Below are 16,087 nucleotides of genomic sequence, written 5' to 3'. Positions count from 1 at the left end.
GGACCGTATTTCACTGCAGCTGGTCACCATCGAGCACCTGATCGAGCTCCGCCAAGGCCTGGTCCAAATCGGCATTGATTATGCGTACGTCAAACTCACCGGCATGGCTGAGCTCTGCCTCTGCCTGCGCCATGCGGCTGGCGATGACCGTATCGCTATCTTGGCCGCGGCCGCGTAAGCGCCGCTCTAACTCTTCCAAAGACGGAGGCTGAATGAATACGCTCAATACCTCAGGCCACTGTTCGCGCACCTGTCTGGCCCCTTGCCAGTCGATGTCGAGGATCACTAGGTCATGGCTTCTCAGCGCTGATTCGGTAGCCGCGCGTCCCGTGCCATAGCGCCGCCCATACACCCCAGCATGCTCCAAGAAGTCTCCAGCTTGCACCATGTTTTCAAAGGTGGCGTCATCGACGAAGTGGTAATCCACGCCATCTTGCTCACCCGGCCGTGGCGACCTTGTGGTGTAGCTCACCGAAAAGCGCGCCTGACGGCCGCGCTGCTCCCAGCGCTCGATCAAGCGATGCGCCAAGGTGGTTTTACCCGCTCCAGAAGGAGCCGTAAGAATGAGCAGTATGCCCTGTGCCATGGACTGTTCAACATGCTGAGATAGGTTCCTGCGCAGTGTATTTGTCCTCAGCACAGTCTGCTCGACAGAAGTGCCAACGCCGTCGACTTTGGCGTAGCCATGTAGTGCATTGTGTGTTGGTAGCGCTGGTAGGGGCGGCGTCGCCGCAAAGCTGGGCACTGAGTGATCGCGATACACCAGTACCCGAGCCCGAGATGTTGTATTTCCACTGCGACACCACCAAGCATAGCGACAGAAATCTCATTGATATGGCCCGCGAAGGGCTCAGTGAGTGGCTATGTGAAGCTAACCTGTGGGTAGACGGGATGTTGGGTGGCGTAGCTGATGTGCAGGCCGCCCGCCAAAGCCATGGGCGCCTCTCTGTGGCCGTGGGTTTTTCGGAGCGAGAAAGCTGGGACTTCAACCTGCGTCTTCGAGTACGGGTGAATCTGCCAAATTGGGAGGACCGGCTCAGCGCCTTTGTGGGCCGGGAGCCAGATAATGACTTTGTCTCCGGCCGTTCTGAGGGCTTGGCCCTACGCGAGGAGTTTCCGGTACTCGAGGACGAAGAACAGTGGCTGGCCGGCCTGGGCTATAGACTGCCCACGGGGTATCGCATTCGTTCTTCCTTTGACGTTGGCGCGCGCAGTTTGGATGATCCCGAAATCTTTCTACGCCAACGTATTTTGTGGAACATCACCACGGGCAACGCCCATTTAGTGAATCTGCGTCTGATTCCGTTTTGGACCAACAAGGACGATTTGGGCGTCACCTTCGGCCTCGATGCAGCGGTGACCACCTCCGATACCACCCTGCTTCGTTGGGACTATGTGGGCACCAAATCAGGGGTCACACAATCGGTAGATTGGCGGGGCGCCATGGTTCTCTACCAGAGCCTGGGAGCGGCAACCGGCATCGCTCTGGAGTTCTACGCCACCGGCGATACTGGTCGGGCGGAAAGTATGCGTGAGTACGGCATGCGCACCATCTATCGCTGTCCTCTGATTCCCCGAGAACTCTTCTTACTGGCCAGCATAGGCAATGGATGGTTTCGTGAGCCCGACGGCAGTACGCTCAGAGAACGCTTTTTTAATGCCAATATCGTCTTGGACATGCCCTTTGGGCTCTGACCCACCCTTGTCATGCCTTGTTGGCACTATCTCTGCACCCACACCTCGCGATCTCAGATGACATTCGTTGTTGCTCACGCGCTCATGCGGCCGAACTCAGTCTTGGCTTGCACCGGACTCGGCTTGCTCCTTGCCCTGTTGGCCGGCTGCGGTGGCGGCCGAGCAGACCTCGGGCGCGACATATCCGAGCTTCCCCCTATGTGTGACCGCGATGCCCTGGTGCTAGAGCGGGGTTTCGAGCCATCCGAGCGGCGCAGCTACGCCTATTTGCCGTTTAACGTGCCGGCAGGCACACAGCGCATTGAAGTGCTGTATGGCTGGACCAGTCGTGACTTTGTCCCTGGCAACCCCTTGACGGCAACAACGGTAGATCTGGGACTGTGGGACAGCCGTGGACTGGAGTCTGGCTTTCGTGGCTGGGGCGGCAGCAGGCAAGGACGACTGGATAGCGATAGCGGGCCAGTCTTCATCCAGGCGGATAGTGCCGATCGCGGCTTTGAGCCCGGCCCTATCCAGCCGGGTATCTGGCATGTGGAACTGGGGCTCGCCGCCACAGGCAGCCAGGGCGCTGATGCCGAGGTCCACATCCGCTGCCTGCCAGAGGCACAAACCCTGGAGACTCGCCCCAAAGCCCCGCTAGACCCCAACTACGTGGCACGGAGCACGCCGGGCTGGTATGCCGGCGACTTCCACATGCATGGCTATCACTCCAACCCCCAAGCACCTGACTGGACCGGCGTGATTGAGCAAGCCCGCGCAGCCGGGCTAGACCTGCTGATGCTCACCGACTACGTCACCCAGCGCCACCACGGGGAACTGGCGCAGGCACAAGCTGCCAACCCCGAACTCCTGCTCTGGCCGGGGCGCGAGGTGATTACCTACTTTGGTCACGTGAACGTGCATGGCACGGTGAACGGCAGCCCCGAGTACCGCCATGGCTATGGCGACATCACGATGAGCCTGATTCAGCAACAGGCCAAAGCAGCCGGCGCGCTGTTTCAAATCAACCATCCCACAATTTTCCCCCCACCTCTATTCTCGAACCTATGCCGGGGCTGCGCCTACGAGCTAGACGCCTTCACGGATTTTTCAGCCGTCGATACGGTGGAAGTAGTCACCGGACCGCCACTTGTTGATGGCGCAGATGTGGGCCTACCCTCGCTCGGCGTCCAAATCGAAAACCCCTTCATCACTACCGCCATAGACTGGTGGTTGGACAAGCTGCGCCAAGGTTTCTTCATGACCGCCGTGTCTGCTTCGGATTACAAGGGCGTCGCCAGCCCTGCCGAGCGTGAGCGCGTTGGCTACGGCAGCTCGGCCACGCAAATCTATTCGGCTGAGTTATCGCGCAGTGGCATTCGCGAGGCCCTGCAACAGGGCCGCGCCTACGTTCAAGTACGGGGGGTAAACGACTCCCCCACAGCCGAGCTCATGGTCACGACCAGCGATGGCCAACAAGGCAGCTTCGGCAGCCAACTGCAAGCCGACCAAGCCACCGCACAAATCAGCTTACAGGGGGCGAGTGGCCAGATCCTCACCCTTTATCGTGACCAAGTCCCCGTGCACTCCCAGGTGGTCACTACGGATCCCTATGTTGGCAACTTCACAATGTTTCGGGTTCCCTTTGATGAAGGCCCACTGGGCAGTATCTGGCGCTTTGAGACCCGCGACATCGCCAGCCGCACATTGATTAGCAACCCTGTTTTCCTCCAGCCCACGTCAAACTAATCACCCGCCGCCACTCACCAACCCCCTGATCAGCGCTGCCCAACAGTGGTAGCGTGAACGTGGCTATGAGTCCAGGAGGATCCGGTGTCACAACGTCAGGAAACAGATGCCCTTGGAGCGGTTGCGGTGGACGAGCAGCGGCTTTGGGGAGCGCAAACACAACGTTCTTTGCAAAACTTTCCTATAGGTCACCAGCGGCTGCCTCGGGTGTTCATCCAGGCCTTAGGGGAAGTGAAGCGGGCCTGCGCTCAAGTTCACCGGGAGAGCGGGGCGTTGGGCCAAAACCCAGCCGAGGCAATCATGCAGGCTGCCGCTGAGGTCGCAAAGGGTGACTGGGATGGCGAGTTCCCCTTGGTGGTCTGGCAGACCGGCAGCGGCACCCAGACCAACATGAATGCCAACGAGGTCATCGCCAACCGGGCCAGTGAACTCCTCGGCGGAGAGCGCGGCCAGAATCGTCTGGTGCACCCCAACGATGACGTCAATCGCGGGCAATCCTCCAATGATGTCTTCCCCACGGCCATGCACGTGGCGGCAGCCCTGCACACCCACCGTGAGTTGCTGCCCAGCCTGAGCGCACTCCGGCAAGCACTGCAGGACAAGGCCGAGGAGTTTGCGCCCATCATCAAGATCGGTCGCACCCACTTGCAGGATGCGACCCCGCTGCGTTTGGGGCAGGTCTTCGGCGCATATGCCACCCAGCTCCAATACGGAATTGAAGCGGTCCAACAAGCGCTGGAGGACGTACTGGAGCTGGCCCAGGGCGGCACGGCCGTGGGTACTGGGCTCAATGCTCCAGCAGAGTTTGGGCCCAAGGTCGCCAAAGTTTTGAGCCAACGCTGTGGACTGGCATTTCGCAGTGCTACGGACAAACGCGCCGCTCTGGCCGGGCAGGAAGCCCTAACCCGACTCAGCAGTGCGCACCGGCAGCTCGCCACCAGCCTGCACAAAATCGCTAACGATATTCGCTGGCTGGCCTCTGGCCCGCGCTGCGGTCTGGGTGAGATCACGCTGCCTGCCAATGAACCCGGCAGCTCCATCATGCCCGGCAAGGTCAACCCCACCCAGTGCGAGGCACTGACCATGGTCTGCGCCCAGGTCATCGGCAACGACACCACAGTGGGCTTCGCTGCCAGCCAGGGACAGTTCGAACTCAACGTCTACAAGCCGGTCATCATCCACAATATTCTGGAGTCCAGCACGCTGTTGGCCGATGCCTGCCAATCCTTCCGCCAGCGCTGCGTTGCGGGCATTACGGCCAATGCGGAGCGCATCGAGGAACTGCTGGAGCAATCGCTAATGCTGGTCACCGCGCTCACTCCGCAGATTGGCTATGACGCAGCAGCAGCCATCGCCAAAGAGGCCCATGCCCAGGGCATCAGCCTGCGCGAAGCCGCCCTGCACAGCGGCCAGATCAGCAAGCAAGACTTTGAGCGCTGGGTGCGCCCAGAGCAGATGCTGGGACCGGAGGACTCCGAGTCATTCTGAATCTGCGGGGCTCGAACCGAAGATATGGAATAAATACGCGAGGAAGTGCTTGGGCGGCACTCCCCTGCTCTCGGTCCGAAGCGCTATCGAGGTCTAGTCGGCCAAATAAAGGGCTTGAGGTTTTCACGGAGATGTCACAGCTCACGCGTATCCTCCCACGCCCGAGAACCTGACATTTCGGCCAGTGAGGCCGACTCCCCCATGCCCCACAATCGACGCACGTTTTTGCAGGCCTGCGCGGCCTCCGCGATCCTCTCTGCCTGTCAATCTCCTTCGCAAACCCAGGCCACAGCCCGCTCATCTTCGGTCTTCACCCATGGCGTGGCCAGCGGTGACCCCCTTGCCGACCGGGTGGTGTTCTGGACCCGTGCCCTGCCCGCGGACGGCATCAGCCCGGTGGAGTATTCCCTGGTTGTGGCCACCGACCCTGCTCTGACCCAGGTTGTGGCAACCGCCTCGGGCATCACAGAGGCCGGGCGCGACTTCACGATCAAAGAGGACATCGCCCTCCCCTTTCCCGGCACGACTTACTACTACCGCTTCAGCGTGGGGGATGAGCAATCTCCGCTGGGTCGTACGCGCACAGCCCCCTTAGGCAGCAATGAGCACCTGCGGTTTGCCGTGGTGGCCTGCTCCAACTATGGCAACGGCTACTTCAATGCCTACCAGCAGATTGCCCGGCGTGCCGACCTGGATGCCGTCATTCATCTGGGCGATTATTTCTATGCCGGCGCGTCTAACGCCGTACGCGACACCAAGCCTGGTGGTGAAGTGTTCACGCTGGAGGGTTATCGGCAACGCTTTCAGCAGTACCGCACCGACCCCGATCTGCTGGAATGCCATCGCCAACATCCCTTCATCACCATCTGGGACGATCACGAATCGGCCAACAACTCCTTCCGCGAGGGAGCTCGGGCCCATGGCGAGGGTGAAGGGGACTGGAGCGACCGCAAGGCCGCTTCCATCCAGGCCTACTTCGAGTGGCTGCCCGTCCGCGAGCAGTTCAACCCGCTGAGTAACCCCAATGCCCACCTGTATCGCAAGCTGCAATACGGCGAGTTGCTGGACCTGGTGATGCTGGACACCCGCCTGCTGCGCGATGAACCACCCGCCGACTCGCCCGCTTTGTGCGAACCGGCCCTGACCGATCCCAGCCGCCAGATGCTGGGCGAGGTGCAGGAAGCCTGGTTGGGCGAGGAACTGCGCAACTCCACCGCGCAATGGCGCATGATCGGGACCAGCGTGATGCTGGGACAATGGAAAATCTTTGGTCTGCCCGACCAGCCCACCTGCGGCGGTCTGTATTTGAATGCCGACCAATGGGATGGCTTCCAGGTGGCCCGCGAACGCATCTTCGATTTGCTCGAAGAGGTGCCCAACTGTGGGTTTATCACCGGCGACATCCATTCGGCCTGGGCGCTGGACGTGGTCCGCGACCCCAACAACCCGCTAGCCTACAACCCTGTCACCGGCGAGGGCTCACTGGCCGTGGAGTTTGTGTCCAACTCGGTCACTTCCGCCTTCCCGCTGGACAATGGTGATCTCGGCTTTGTGGGCCAGAACCTCCATGTGAAGTTCATCGAAACCGACATGCGCGGGTACATGGTCATGGACATCACGCCGGAACGCATGCAGGCCGATTGGTGGTTTGTGGATACGGTTGCCATGCCCAGCGAGGTAGAAGCCTTTGGCGAGTCCTACGCCTGCGACCACGGCAGCAACCGTGTGCAGCGTATTGGCAGCCCAAGCGCCGAAAAGAGCGACGCGCCCGCCTTGGCTCCTGAGGACGGCGCCTCTACACCGGTATAGGCCGGCGCACCCCTCATTGCCCGAGACATGATGCGAGGCTGCGGTATGACGTGTGCTGCGGATGGCAAGGTCCCCAGCGCGTTGCGCCGCCGGCCTCCGGCTCGGCACTGTAGCGGAGCGCCGGGCCGCTGGAGGATCAGGCCGCGCAGCGGGGCCAGACACGACGTCTGGCCCCTGCAGACCCGCAGGATGCGGGTTTCTGCAGGCCCCGCAGGCGGACCGAAACAGCGCGTAGCGTGTGCCGGGCCGGAGGCCGGCGGCTTGCGGCAGGGATCTCGGCCAATCCCCGCGAGCCGCAGGGAAAAACCTTCGCGCAGATGCCAAGGCCCACCTCCGCGGACTGAGCGCTCCTGCTGATCCGGCACGGGTCGGGGCCGCCAGACGGGTCTCCTGACCCGGCTGGCGGGAGCGGGCGTCCTGCCCGCTCCCCTGCGGGCCTGATCCGCCCCGCGCCGGGCCTCCGCGCATGTCCGCTGCGTTGAGCCTTGCCATCACCAGGCGTCGTGCTACGCCAGGATGGCCCCAGCGCGTTGCGCCGCCGGCCTCCGGCTCGGCAGCATCAGCCCTGTGAGCGTCGCCAAGCCGCCAATTTGCGGGCATCCGGCTGCAGCACCACCCCCGCTTCCGTGACCAGGGCATCAATCAAGTGCGCTGGTGTGACATCGAATACGGGATTCCAGGCCGGAGTTTGAGCAGGAGCCAAAGGCTGCCCGCGCAGAGATGTGAGCTCGCTGGCACTGCGTTCCTCGATGGGAATGCCGTGGCCATAAGCCAAACCCCAGTCAATCGTCGCTAGGGGGGCCACCACCATCATTTTCACGCCCAGACTGCGGGCCAAAACCGCCAGGCTAAAGGTGCCAATTTTGTTGGCGGCATCCCCATTGGCAGCGATCCGGTCCGCGCCCACAATCACCCAGCTTGGGCGCAACTGGCGCATCGCCCAGGCCGCCGCACCGTCCGCAATCAACCGATGAGGAATCCCCTCTTGTGCCAGCTCCCAGGCAGTCAGCCTTGCCCCCTGCAACCAAGGCCGCGTTTCGTCCACGATGACCTCGCGAACACGACCTTGAGCATGCGCCGTACGAATAACCCCTAAGGCCGTCCCCCAGCCCCCAGTCGCTAGCGCCCCCGTATTACAGTGCGTAATCACGATTCCACCTGGCGGGAGCAAAGCGGCGCCATGCTCCGCCATTCGCTGATTGAGCTGCGCGTCTTCGGCCTGCATAGCTTGAGCCAACGCTAGCAACTGGGCCGGGTCTCCATCGGGTACGGCTGCCATGGCCGCGTCCACGGCCCAGGCCAGATGAACCGCTGTGGGTCGCGCCGCCTTAATAGTCCGCGCAGCCGCAGCCAACTCCAAACCCTCGCGTCTAGCCAAAGCCAAGGCGTAGGCGCCGGTCAGACCAATGGCCGGGGCTCCACGGACGGCCATGTTGGCAATGGTCTGGACAGCATCCACCATGCGCACACAGCGAATCCAATGCGTATCTTGGGGTAGCAGGCGCTGGTCCAAAATCAGTAAGGCCTCATCTTGCCATTGCAAAGGGGCCAGCAATGCTCGGGTCATCGGTACAATTCAATTTTTTGGGCAACAGTGACTATTGTCGCTGACCATAGGGCTGGTATGACAGACACACAGATCATTCGCGCCCGCTGGATCATTCCCGTGGTTCCGCAGGCAGAGGTCATCGACGACGGCATCGTCGTAATGAGCCAGGGCCGTATTGAGGCTATTGGTCCGGCGAAAGACTTTCCAGAGCTGGAGCCTGACCAGCACTTGGACCAGCATCTGCTGATTCCCGGCTTGGTCAACGCACATACCCACCTTGCCATGACGCTGATGCGCGGTGTCGCCGACGACCTGCCCTTAATGACTTGGCTGCAAGAACATATCTGGCCGCTAGAGGGGCGGATGATAAACGCCGAGTTTTGCCATGACGGTGCTCTGCTGGGCTTGGCCGAAAGTCTGCGCAGCGGTGTTACCTGCGTGAACGACATGTACTTCCATCCCCAGGCCACTGTCGCTGCCTTGGATCAACTCGGCATGCGCGGCCGCGTGGGGATGATTGTGCTCGACTTCCCCACGCCCTATGCCGACAGCCCAGATGCTTATTTTGCCCGTGGCCGGGAGCTCCATGACAGCCTGCAAGGGCACGCTAGGGTGGGCACCATGTTTGCTCCGCATGCCCCCTACACCGTTGGCGATGAGAGCCTGAGTCGCATCCGTGCGCTGGCCGATGAGCTGGGCGTGCGTGTGCATATGCATGTGCATGAAACGGCGCATGAAGTGACTGAGGCACAAAGCCAAAATGGTCATCGCCCGTTGGCCAGACTGCAAGACCTCGGCCTGGTGAACGAAATGCTCACCGCCGTGCACTGCACCCAAATGGAGGCGGCCGAAATGCAGCTGCTGGCCGATGCGGGTGCCAGCGTTGTGCATTGCCCAGAGTCGAACCTCAAACTGGCCAGTGGCTTTTGCCCCACTGCGGCTTTGGCGGAGGCCGGCGTTAATCTCGCTCTGGGCACCGATGGCGCCGCCAGCAATAATGACTTAGACCTCCTTGGTGAAATGCGTACAGCCGCTCTGCTCGGCAAGGGCGTCGCGCAACGCGCCGATGCCTTACCGGCCTTTCAAGCATTGGAAATGGCCACTATTGGTGGTGCCAAAGCTTTAGGAATGGAGGACCACATTGGCAGCCTAGAGCCTGGCAAAGCTGCTGACATGGTGGCTTTGCGCTGTGATGACTGGTTATCGCAGCCAATTTTTGACCCTCTCTCCCATCTGGTTTACAGCGCTCAACGTAACCACATCAGTCAGGTATGGATAGCGGGCCAGGCCCGCGTCAACCAAGGCAGTATTCAGGGGTTGGACACATCGCAAATCAAAAACACCGTGGCCGAATGGCAACAGAGGATGCGTAATGACAACACCTAGCCTAAACGCCGACGCGAAGGAACTACGAAACTTCGACCAACTCGCGGCAAACTGGTGGGACCCCCAGGGCCCCATGGGCGCACTGCACCAGATCAATCCCCTGCGTATGCAGGTGATATGCGAGGCAAGCCCAGTGGCCGAGCGCAAAGTCTTGGATATCGGTTGTGGGGGCGGCATCCTCAGCGAAGCTTTGGCGCAGGCTGGCGCCCAGGTAACGGCCTTGGATCTGAGCCGCGAGGCTCTGGCCGTGGCCCGAAGCCATGCTCAAGAGTCCGGGCTCAGCATCGATTACCGCGAGCAATCCGCCGAAGACTGTGCCCAGGCTCAGCCAGGGAGTTTCGACCTCATTTGTTGTATGGAGATGCTGGAACATGTTCCGGCGCCAGAGTCGGTGGTCGCCGCGTGTGCCGACTTACTCCGCCCTGGCGGCAGCGTGGTATTTTCTACACTGAATCGCCACCCCATGGCGCTCATCCAAGCCATCGTCGGCGCGGAATACCTGCTCAATATGGTGCCGCGCGGGACCCATGACTACACCAAATTTATTCGCCCTTCGGAGCTAGCCCGCTGTTGTCGCGAAGTTGGCTTGGAAGTGCAAAGCACGCGCGGGTTGGGCTACAACCCGCTGACCCGCAGTTTTAAGCTGCATCAAGACCTGCGCGTGAATTACTTTTTGACGGCGACCAAGCCATGAAAGCCCGGCAAGCCTGGCTGTTCGACTTGGACGGCACCCTGGCCGACACCGCCCCTGACCTGATTGCCGCCGTCAATCGCATGCGCCAAAGCAGGGACCTTGATCCGCTACCAGAGGAGCAACTACGCCACCAGGCGAGTAATGGTGCCCGCGGACTCTTGAAGTATGGTCTGGACTTGTCGGAGTCGCAGCCCGAGTTCGCAGCTGCCCGCCAAGAGTTCCTAGACCTCTACGCAAGCAATCTTTGCGAGCACACCCGCCTTTTCCCAGACGTGAGCCATATTCTGAATCAGCTGGAGTCTGCAGACATTGCCTGGGGTATTGTCACCAACAAACCCATCGCATTAGCACGACCGCTGATTGAGGCCTTGCAGTTACGCCCTGCGGTGCTCCTCGGGGGCGACAGCGGGACCCGCGCCAAACCTGCTCCCGATCTACTCTGGCTGGCGGCAGCCCACATAGGCATCTCGGCATCGCGTTGCCGATATTTGGGGGACGCTCCGCGCGACATACAATCCGGACGGGAGGCTGGCATGCAGACCATTGCCTGCGGCTGGGGTTATGTGGAACCCGAGGATGACAGCAGCACCTGGGGCGCCGACCTGTATGCGCGCGAGGTGCGTGAACTCAGCACACTCATCCCCCAGCGATAAATCCTTTTCTCACTGATACAGCTGACCAAACAAACCATGCGAATCTTGATCACCGGCGCCACGGGCGTCCTCGGCCGTGCCCTGTGTTTGGAGCTAGTACGCCGCGACCCCCAGGTAGAACTGATTGCCATGGGTCGCCGCGAAGATAAACTGGCAGCGCTGGACGATGCGGTTCAAGAGGCCGGAGGTCAGGCGCCAATCCTGGTACCACTCGATTTTTCCAAGGCAAACCCAGCCCATATCACGGAATTACGCCAAGCTTTGGAAGACCAAGGTTTGGATGCGCTGGTACTGTGCGCGGCTACGCATACCGGGCTTCACCCCTTGGATCACCTCAAGCCCGCGGATGTGGACACCATTCTTAAGGTCAACCTCCACGCCCCTATCTGGCTGCTGCATCAATTCCTGCCTTTACTCAAGCAAGCTGCTCACGGGCGCGTGCTAGGAGTCAGCGACGAAGTCGGACGTAGCGGCAAAGCCTTTTGGGGAGCCTATGGTATTGCCAAGGCCGGCTTGGACACATTACTGGAACAGGTTGCCGCCGAAGCCGAGCAAAGCTTGGAGGTGCGACGTGTCGTTCCGCCGGCCCTACCCAGCCCCATTCGGGGCTTGGTCTACCCCGGTGAGGACCCGCGTACGCTCGCCAATCCCGCCCAAGTGTGCCAACCTTGGGCTGAGTGGCTTCTTAGCCCCAAGGAAGGCACTCCCGCTGAAGTTCGCTAAACACAGAAGTTATGGGCAAGTAACGGACCACACATGCTGTGCTGCGAACCAGAATGGGTTATACAAAGAACTGAGGCACTGAAGGACATATACGGTGGATAACCACGCACGCATACTCATCGTTGATGACGACGAGGACATTCAAGACCTGCTTTTCGCAGAGTTGGATGATCGCGGTTACATCGTCGACTTGGCTGGGGACGGTAGCAGCGGGCTCCAGCTGATTCAGGACAACGAATACGACCTCGTTCTGCTCGATATCAATATGCCGGGCATGAACGGCTTTGCCCTGTGTCGTGAATTGCGCGACCACCTGCATGTGTCGGTGCCAATTCTCATGCTAACTCTACGCAGCACCGTCGATGAGCGCGTCGAAGGTCTGGAGGCCGGAGCCGACGATTACCTCTGCAAGCCCTTCGAGATTACCGAGCTTATGGCGCGCATGCGGGCCCTGCTCCGCCGTGGTCGGCCAAAAGTCGGGCATGTTTTGCGCGTGGGTGACCTAGAGCTGGACTTAGAGCGTAAGCAGGCCAGTCGCGCTGGCCAACCCATCCATCTCTCCCCTATTCACCTCAAGCTGCTGGCCACGCTGATGCGCGACTCGCCGAATCTAGTGAGTCGGGACACCCTAGCGACCCAAATTTGGGGCGACGAGCCACCGGACTCTGATGCACTGCGCGCGCATATTCACACTCTGCGCGCCGCAATCGACAAGCCCTTCGATAAAGCCTTGCTGCAAACCGTGCCTAAGTTGGGCTACCGCCTGGGCTAGACCCAGGCCACGCCAATGGCAGCGCAAACCTGCGCCAAGAGCTAACAAACGTGCCTGGCTAGCTTTTCGTGAACTCACCTTGGCTAAACCCGAGGTGGGTCTGGGGCAGGTCTTCAGCCCGGACCTCTGCTACGCGCTTGGCGCCCACGCTTTTCCTCGCGCTGCGGCACAGCTAAGCCCACCGCCTCATAAACGGCGGCAAACTCTTCGGCGGTGAGGTCACGGCTCCGGCCGCTGGCAACCCCACGGGGCACCTCTACCGGGCCATAACGCACGCGCAATAAGCGCGACACCTGACCACCAACCGCTTCAATCATGCGCCTGACTTCGCGGTTGCGCCCCTCGGCCAGGCTGAGCCTGTACCAATGATTAGCCACACTACGATCGGGGTCGGTTTCCGGCCGGATAGAAGTCACTCGCGCCAAACCGTCGTCCAGCATCACGCCTTCGCGCAGCTGCTGCAAGGCGCTCTCGCTAAGTCCGCCCAGCACCCGCACCGCATATTCGCGCTCAATTTCATAAGACGGGTGCATCAAGCGCGCCGCCAGCTCACCGTCATTGGTCACCAGCAATACGCCGCTGGTATTGATATCCAAGCGGCCTACGGCAATCCAGCGGCCGCCTTGCAGGCGTGGCAGGCGCTCAAAGATGGTGTGGCGCTGCTGGGGGTCATTGCGACTGACCACCTCGCCCACTCGCTTGCGGTACACCAAAACGCGCGGCGGAGCCTGATGACGCAAGCGCAGGGGCTTGCCATCCAGTTCGAAGCGGTCATTGGCCGTCGCCTGAGCGCCAACAGCGGCGGGCTCACCATTGATGTGCAGCCGCCCCTCGCTAATCCATCCCTCAATCTCACGCCTAGAGCCTAAGCCCAAACGGGAGAGCAAACGTTGCACACGCTCTGGCGGGTCTTGCGGCTTATTCGCCGCTGCTTCAGCGCGCCGTTTGGCAGCCGCGCGCTCGGCTTGGCGGGGACGACTAGGCCGCCGGCCAGCGCCCCCTTGAGGGCCCGATCTACGACTCATTCTGGGGTTTATCCTCGGCAGGGTTCGCCGTTGCGGGCGGCTGCTCAGCGGCTTGGTGGCTTGGTACCGGGACCACAGCTTGCTCAGGGTGAGATTGCGCCTGAGCCGCCGGATCAGTCCCAGCATCTTCGGCCTGCGCAGCATCGCTGCGGCCTTCCGGGGCTTCATCAACGGGGGCAACCAAGCCCTCCATATCGATATCAAGGGCTTCCAAAGCCGCCTGCAGCCGCTGTGGGTCATCCAGATCTGGCAATGGCGGTAGCTGATCCAGGCTCCGCAGATTGAAGTCATCTAAAAATTGGCGCGTCGTCGCCAAAAGCGCAGGCCGACCAGGGCCCTCACGATGACCAACCTCCTGAATCCAACCCCGCTCCAACAGCGTTTTGAGAATATTCGCCGACAGGCTCACCCCGCGAATTTCCTCAATGTCGCCACGCGTGAGTGGCTGTCGATAGCAAATCAAGGCCAGCGTTTCGAGCAGGGCCCGAGAGTACTTTTGCGGCTTCTCTTGCCACAATTTCCGGATCCAAGGCGTATAGCTTTCACGAATTTGGATCCGTAACCCGCTAGCGACCTCAACCAACTCTAAGCTGGTGCTTTCTAGGTCCTGCTGCAGGCTCTCAATCGCCTCGCGAAGCTGACTTCGATCCACATTGCGCGCTTCGCGCAGCAGATCCAGCATGCGGCTTAATGACAAGGGTGCATCGGCGGCCAGCAACAGGGCACGCACAATTTCGGTGAGAGCTTGTTGACTCATTCTTGAGGTCCCGCCAAGCGTAATTCCACATCGCCATAAGCCACTGGCTGCACCAGGGCGACGACGCCATTGCGCGTCAGTTCCAATATGGCCAAAAACGTCACGATGAGCCCTGCGCGCCCCTCATCCTGTGACCATAAGCTGAGCAGGCTTCCACTGCGATGCTGGCCAAGATACTGCAAAACACGGCTCATACGTTCGCGCACCGACAGTGGCTCGCGGCTGATGCTGTGCGCTTTCACCAATTCGGTACGGCGCAGTACATCATGCAAAGCAAGGAGCAGCTCTTTGAGTGCCGGTGGTGGGGGCAGGCTGGCCTCTGGCGCCTCATAGCGGGCCTGTGCAGGCCAAATATCCCGGTGCACCCGCGGCAGTAGGTCCAATTCCTGGGCGCCAATGCGGACCTGTGCATAGGCTTGAAGGCGGCGGGAGAGCTCGGCCCGAGGGTCCACTTCTTCGCCGTCCTCTTCGACCACCTTGGGTAGCAGCAAGCGAGACTTAATTTCCGCCAGCCAGGCTGCCATGACCAAGTATTCACCGGCCAGCTCCAGGCGCAATACATCCATGAGCCGGATGTACTCCAAATACTGGGCAGTGATCATCGCCACTGGGATATCCAGCACATCCAAGTTTTGGCGCCTAATCAAATACAGCAATAAATCCAGCGGCCCCTCGAAAGCATCCAAGACCACCCGCAGCGCTTCTGGCGGAATGAAAAGATCGTCGGGCAGCTCCGCTAAAGGCTCACCGCGAACACGAATATCCTCAGCGGGCGGCTCAGCGGAAGCAGAATCGGGGGCAGCCACCTGGCTCATTGCAAGAACCCAAGCACCTCGTGCACTTTTGCAATAGTCGCCTCGGACCGCTCGCGTGCCACTTGCGCACCACGAGCGAGCACGGCATCCATTGCAGCTTGATCGGCGCGCCACTCTCGGTAGCGTTGCTGAATGGGCTCTAGTTTGGCCACTACCGCTTCGGCGATATCGCCTTTGAATTTGCCATAGCCCGCATCGGCGTACTCGGCTTCCAGATCGTCGATCTTGCGGTCGGTGACCGCCGCAAAGATTTGCAGCAGGTTACTGACTCCGGGTTTAGCTTCGCGGTCATAACGCACCGTGCCATCCATATCGGTGACCGCGCGTTTGATTTTTCGGGTGAGCACCTTGGGCTCATCCAAGAGGTACAAGGCATTGGTCGGCGCATCATCCGACTTGCTCATTTTAGCCGTAGGCTCTTGCAGCCCCATCACCCGCGCGCCTACAGGTGGGATGAAGGGCTCAGGCACCGTGAAGACCTCGCCGTACACTTGATTAAAACGCTGCGCGATGTTGCGCGTGAGCTCCAAATGCTGTTTCTGGTCATCGCCCACCGGAACCAGCTGCGCCTGATAGAGCAGAATATCCGCGGCCATTAACACCGGGTAATTAAAGAGCCCGGCGTTAATGTTGTCGGCATGTTTGCGCGACTTATCCTTGAACTGGGTCATCCGGTTCAGCTCTCCCATTTGGGTATAGCAGTCCAGGATCCAGGCCAGATGACCATGTCCACGCACCTGGCTTTGGGCCACGATGGTGCTGCTCTCCGGGTCAATCCCGCAGGCCATGTAAAGCGCTAAAAACTCTAAGCAGCGCTCACGCAAAGCGGCTGGGTCCTGCCGCACGGTGATGGCATGTAAGTCCACCAGCAGGAAAGTGCAGTCGTAATCCGCTTGCAGCGCCGTCCAGTTACGGATGGCACCGATGTAATTGCCCAAGGTCAGTTGGCCAGAGGGCTGGATGCCCGAGAGCAGGACCGGTTGCGTCACGGAG

Annotated in this window: 15 protein-coding genes; 9 read left to right on the top strand and 6 right to left on the bottom strand. The window is 60.7% G+C overall.

What is annotated here, in order from left to right; translation table 11 throughout:
* Positions 1–10 precede the first annotated feature (10 nt).
* Complete coding sequence (gmk, locus tag KI787_10575) at positions 11–586, bottom strand: guanylate kinase (protein MBV6630397.1); 576 nt, start codon at positions 584–586, stop codon at positions 11–13.
* A 113-nt stretch (positions 587–699) separates the two neighbouring features.
* Between gmk and KI787_10570 the strand changes: the two genes are divergently transcribed.
* The 4 genes from KI787_10570 to KI787_10555 all read left to right on the top strand — a co-directional run bounded on the left by KI787_10570 (position 700) and on the right by KI787_10555 (position 6,720).
* On the top strand, positions 700–1,695 hold the full coding sequence (locus tag KI787_10570) for a hypothetical protein (protein ID MBV6630396.1): 996 nt from the start codon (positions 700–702) through the stop codon (positions 1,693–1,695).
* A 57-nt stretch (positions 1,696–1,752) separates the two neighbouring features.
* Positions 1,753–3,423 carry a CehA/McbA family metallohydrolase gene (locus KI787_10565; GenBank protein ID MBV6630395.1) on the top strand — a complete coding sequence of 557 codons (1,671 nt, stop codon included), beginning with the start codon at positions 1,753–1,755 and terminating at the stop codon, positions 3,421–3,423.
* Positions 3,424–3,507: 84 nt separating this feature from the next.
* A complete protein-coding gene (fumC, locus tag KI787_10560) occupies positions 3,508–4,911 on the top strand; it encodes a class II fumarate hydratase (GenBank protein ID MBV6630394.1) in 1,404 nt (467 codons plus the stop codon).
* A gap of 201 nt (positions 4,912–5,112) precedes the next feature.
* Positions 5,113–6,720 (top strand): alkaline phosphatase D family protein, encoded by a 1,608-nt coding sequence (locus KI787_10555; GenBank protein ID MBV6630393.1) that lies wholly within the window; start codon positions 5,113–5,115, stop codon positions 6,718–6,720.
* Positions 6,721–7,279: 559 nt separating this feature from the next.
* Here the strand turns inward: KI787_10555 and mtnA are convergent.
* Complete coding sequence (gene mtnA / locus KI787_10550) at positions 7,280–8,287, bottom strand: S-methyl-5-thioribose-1-phosphate isomerase (GenBank protein MBV6630392.1); 1,008 nt, start codon at positions 8,285–8,287, stop codon at positions 7,280–7,282.
* Positions 8,288–8,344: 57 nt separating this feature from the next.
* Here mtnA and KI787_10545 point away from each other — a divergent pair, with 57 nt between their 5' ends.
* The 5 genes from KI787_10545 (at position 8,345) to KI787_10525 (ending at position 12,497) form a co-directional block, all read left to right on the top strand.
* Complete coding sequence (locus KI787_10545; GenBank protein ID MBV6630391.1) at positions 8,345–9,655, top strand: TRZ/ATZ family hydrolase; 1,311 nt, start codon at positions 8,345–8,347, stop codon at positions 9,653–9,655.
* The gene (gene ubiG, locus KI787_10540; protein MBV6630390.1) at positions 9,642–10,349 is read left to right on the top strand and encodes a bifunctional 2-polyprenyl-6-hydroxyphenol methylase/3-demethylubiquinol 3-O-methyltransferase UbiG; all 708 of its coding nucleotides are present in this window, start codon (positions 9,642–9,644) and stop codon (positions 10,347–10,349) included. The genes KI787_10545 and ubiG overlap by 14 nt, the downstream gene beginning before the upstream one ends.
* On the top strand, positions 10,346–11,002 hold the full coding sequence (locus KI787_10535; protein ID MBV6630389.1) for an HAD-IA family hydrolase: 657 nt from the start codon (positions 10,346–10,348) through the stop codon (positions 11,000–11,002). Before ubiG ends, KI787_10535 begins: the two co-directional genes overlap by 4 nt.
* Positions 11,003–11,038: 36 nt before the next feature.
* On the top strand, positions 11,039–11,725 hold the full coding sequence (locus tag KI787_10530) for an SDR family NAD(P)-dependent oxidoreductase (protein ID MBV6630388.1): 687 nt from the start codon (positions 11,039–11,041) through the stop codon (positions 11,723–11,725).
* A gap of 94 nt (positions 11,726–11,819) precedes the next feature.
* Positions 11,820–12,497: a response regulator transcription factor gene (locus tag KI787_10525; protein ID MBV6630387.1), complete on the top strand. Its 678-nt coding sequence runs from the start codon at positions 11,820–11,822 to the stop codon at positions 12,495–12,497.
* Between the two features lie 113 nt (positions 12,498–12,610).
* Here KI787_10525 and KI787_10520 read toward each other — a convergent pair whose 3' ends face one another.
* The 4 genes from KI787_10520 to trpS are packed head-to-tail and all read right to left on the bottom strand — an operon-like array spanning position 12,611 to position 16,083.
* A complete protein-coding gene (locus KI787_10520) occupies positions 12,611–13,522 on the bottom strand; it encodes an rRNA pseudouridine synthase (GenBank protein MBV6630386.1) in 912 nt (303 codons plus the stop codon).
* Complete coding sequence (scpB, locus tag KI787_10515; GenBank protein ID MBV6630385.1) at positions 13,512–14,279, bottom strand: SMC-Scp complex subunit ScpB; 768 nt, start codon at positions 14,277–14,279, stop codon at positions 13,512–13,514. The genes KI787_10520 and scpB overlap by 11 nt, the downstream gene beginning before the upstream one ends.
* The gene (locus KI787_10510; GenBank protein MBV6630384.1) at positions 14,276–15,094 is read right to left on the bottom strand and encodes a segregation/condensation protein A; all 819 of its coding nucleotides are present in this window, start codon (positions 15,092–15,094) and stop codon (positions 14,276–14,278) included. Before KI787_10510 ends, scpB begins: the two co-directional genes overlap by 4 nt.
* Positions 15,091–16,083, bottom strand: coding sequence for a tryptophan--tRNA ligase (trpS, locus tag KI787_10505; protein MBV6630383.1), 993 nt, complete (start codon positions 16,081–16,083; stop codon positions 15,091–15,093). Before trpS ends, KI787_10510 begins: the two co-directional genes overlap by 4 nt.
* Positions 16,084–16,087 lie beyond the last annotated feature (4 nt).

The sequence above is a fragment of the Oceanococcus sp. HetDA_MAG_MS8 genome (assembly GCA_019192445.1).
Lineage (GTDB): Bacteria > Pseudomonadota > Gammaproteobacteria > Nevskiales > Oceanococcaceae > MS8.
Note: the sequence above shows the minus strand (reverse complement) of the source record. Positions and strands in the feature narration are given on the sequence as shown.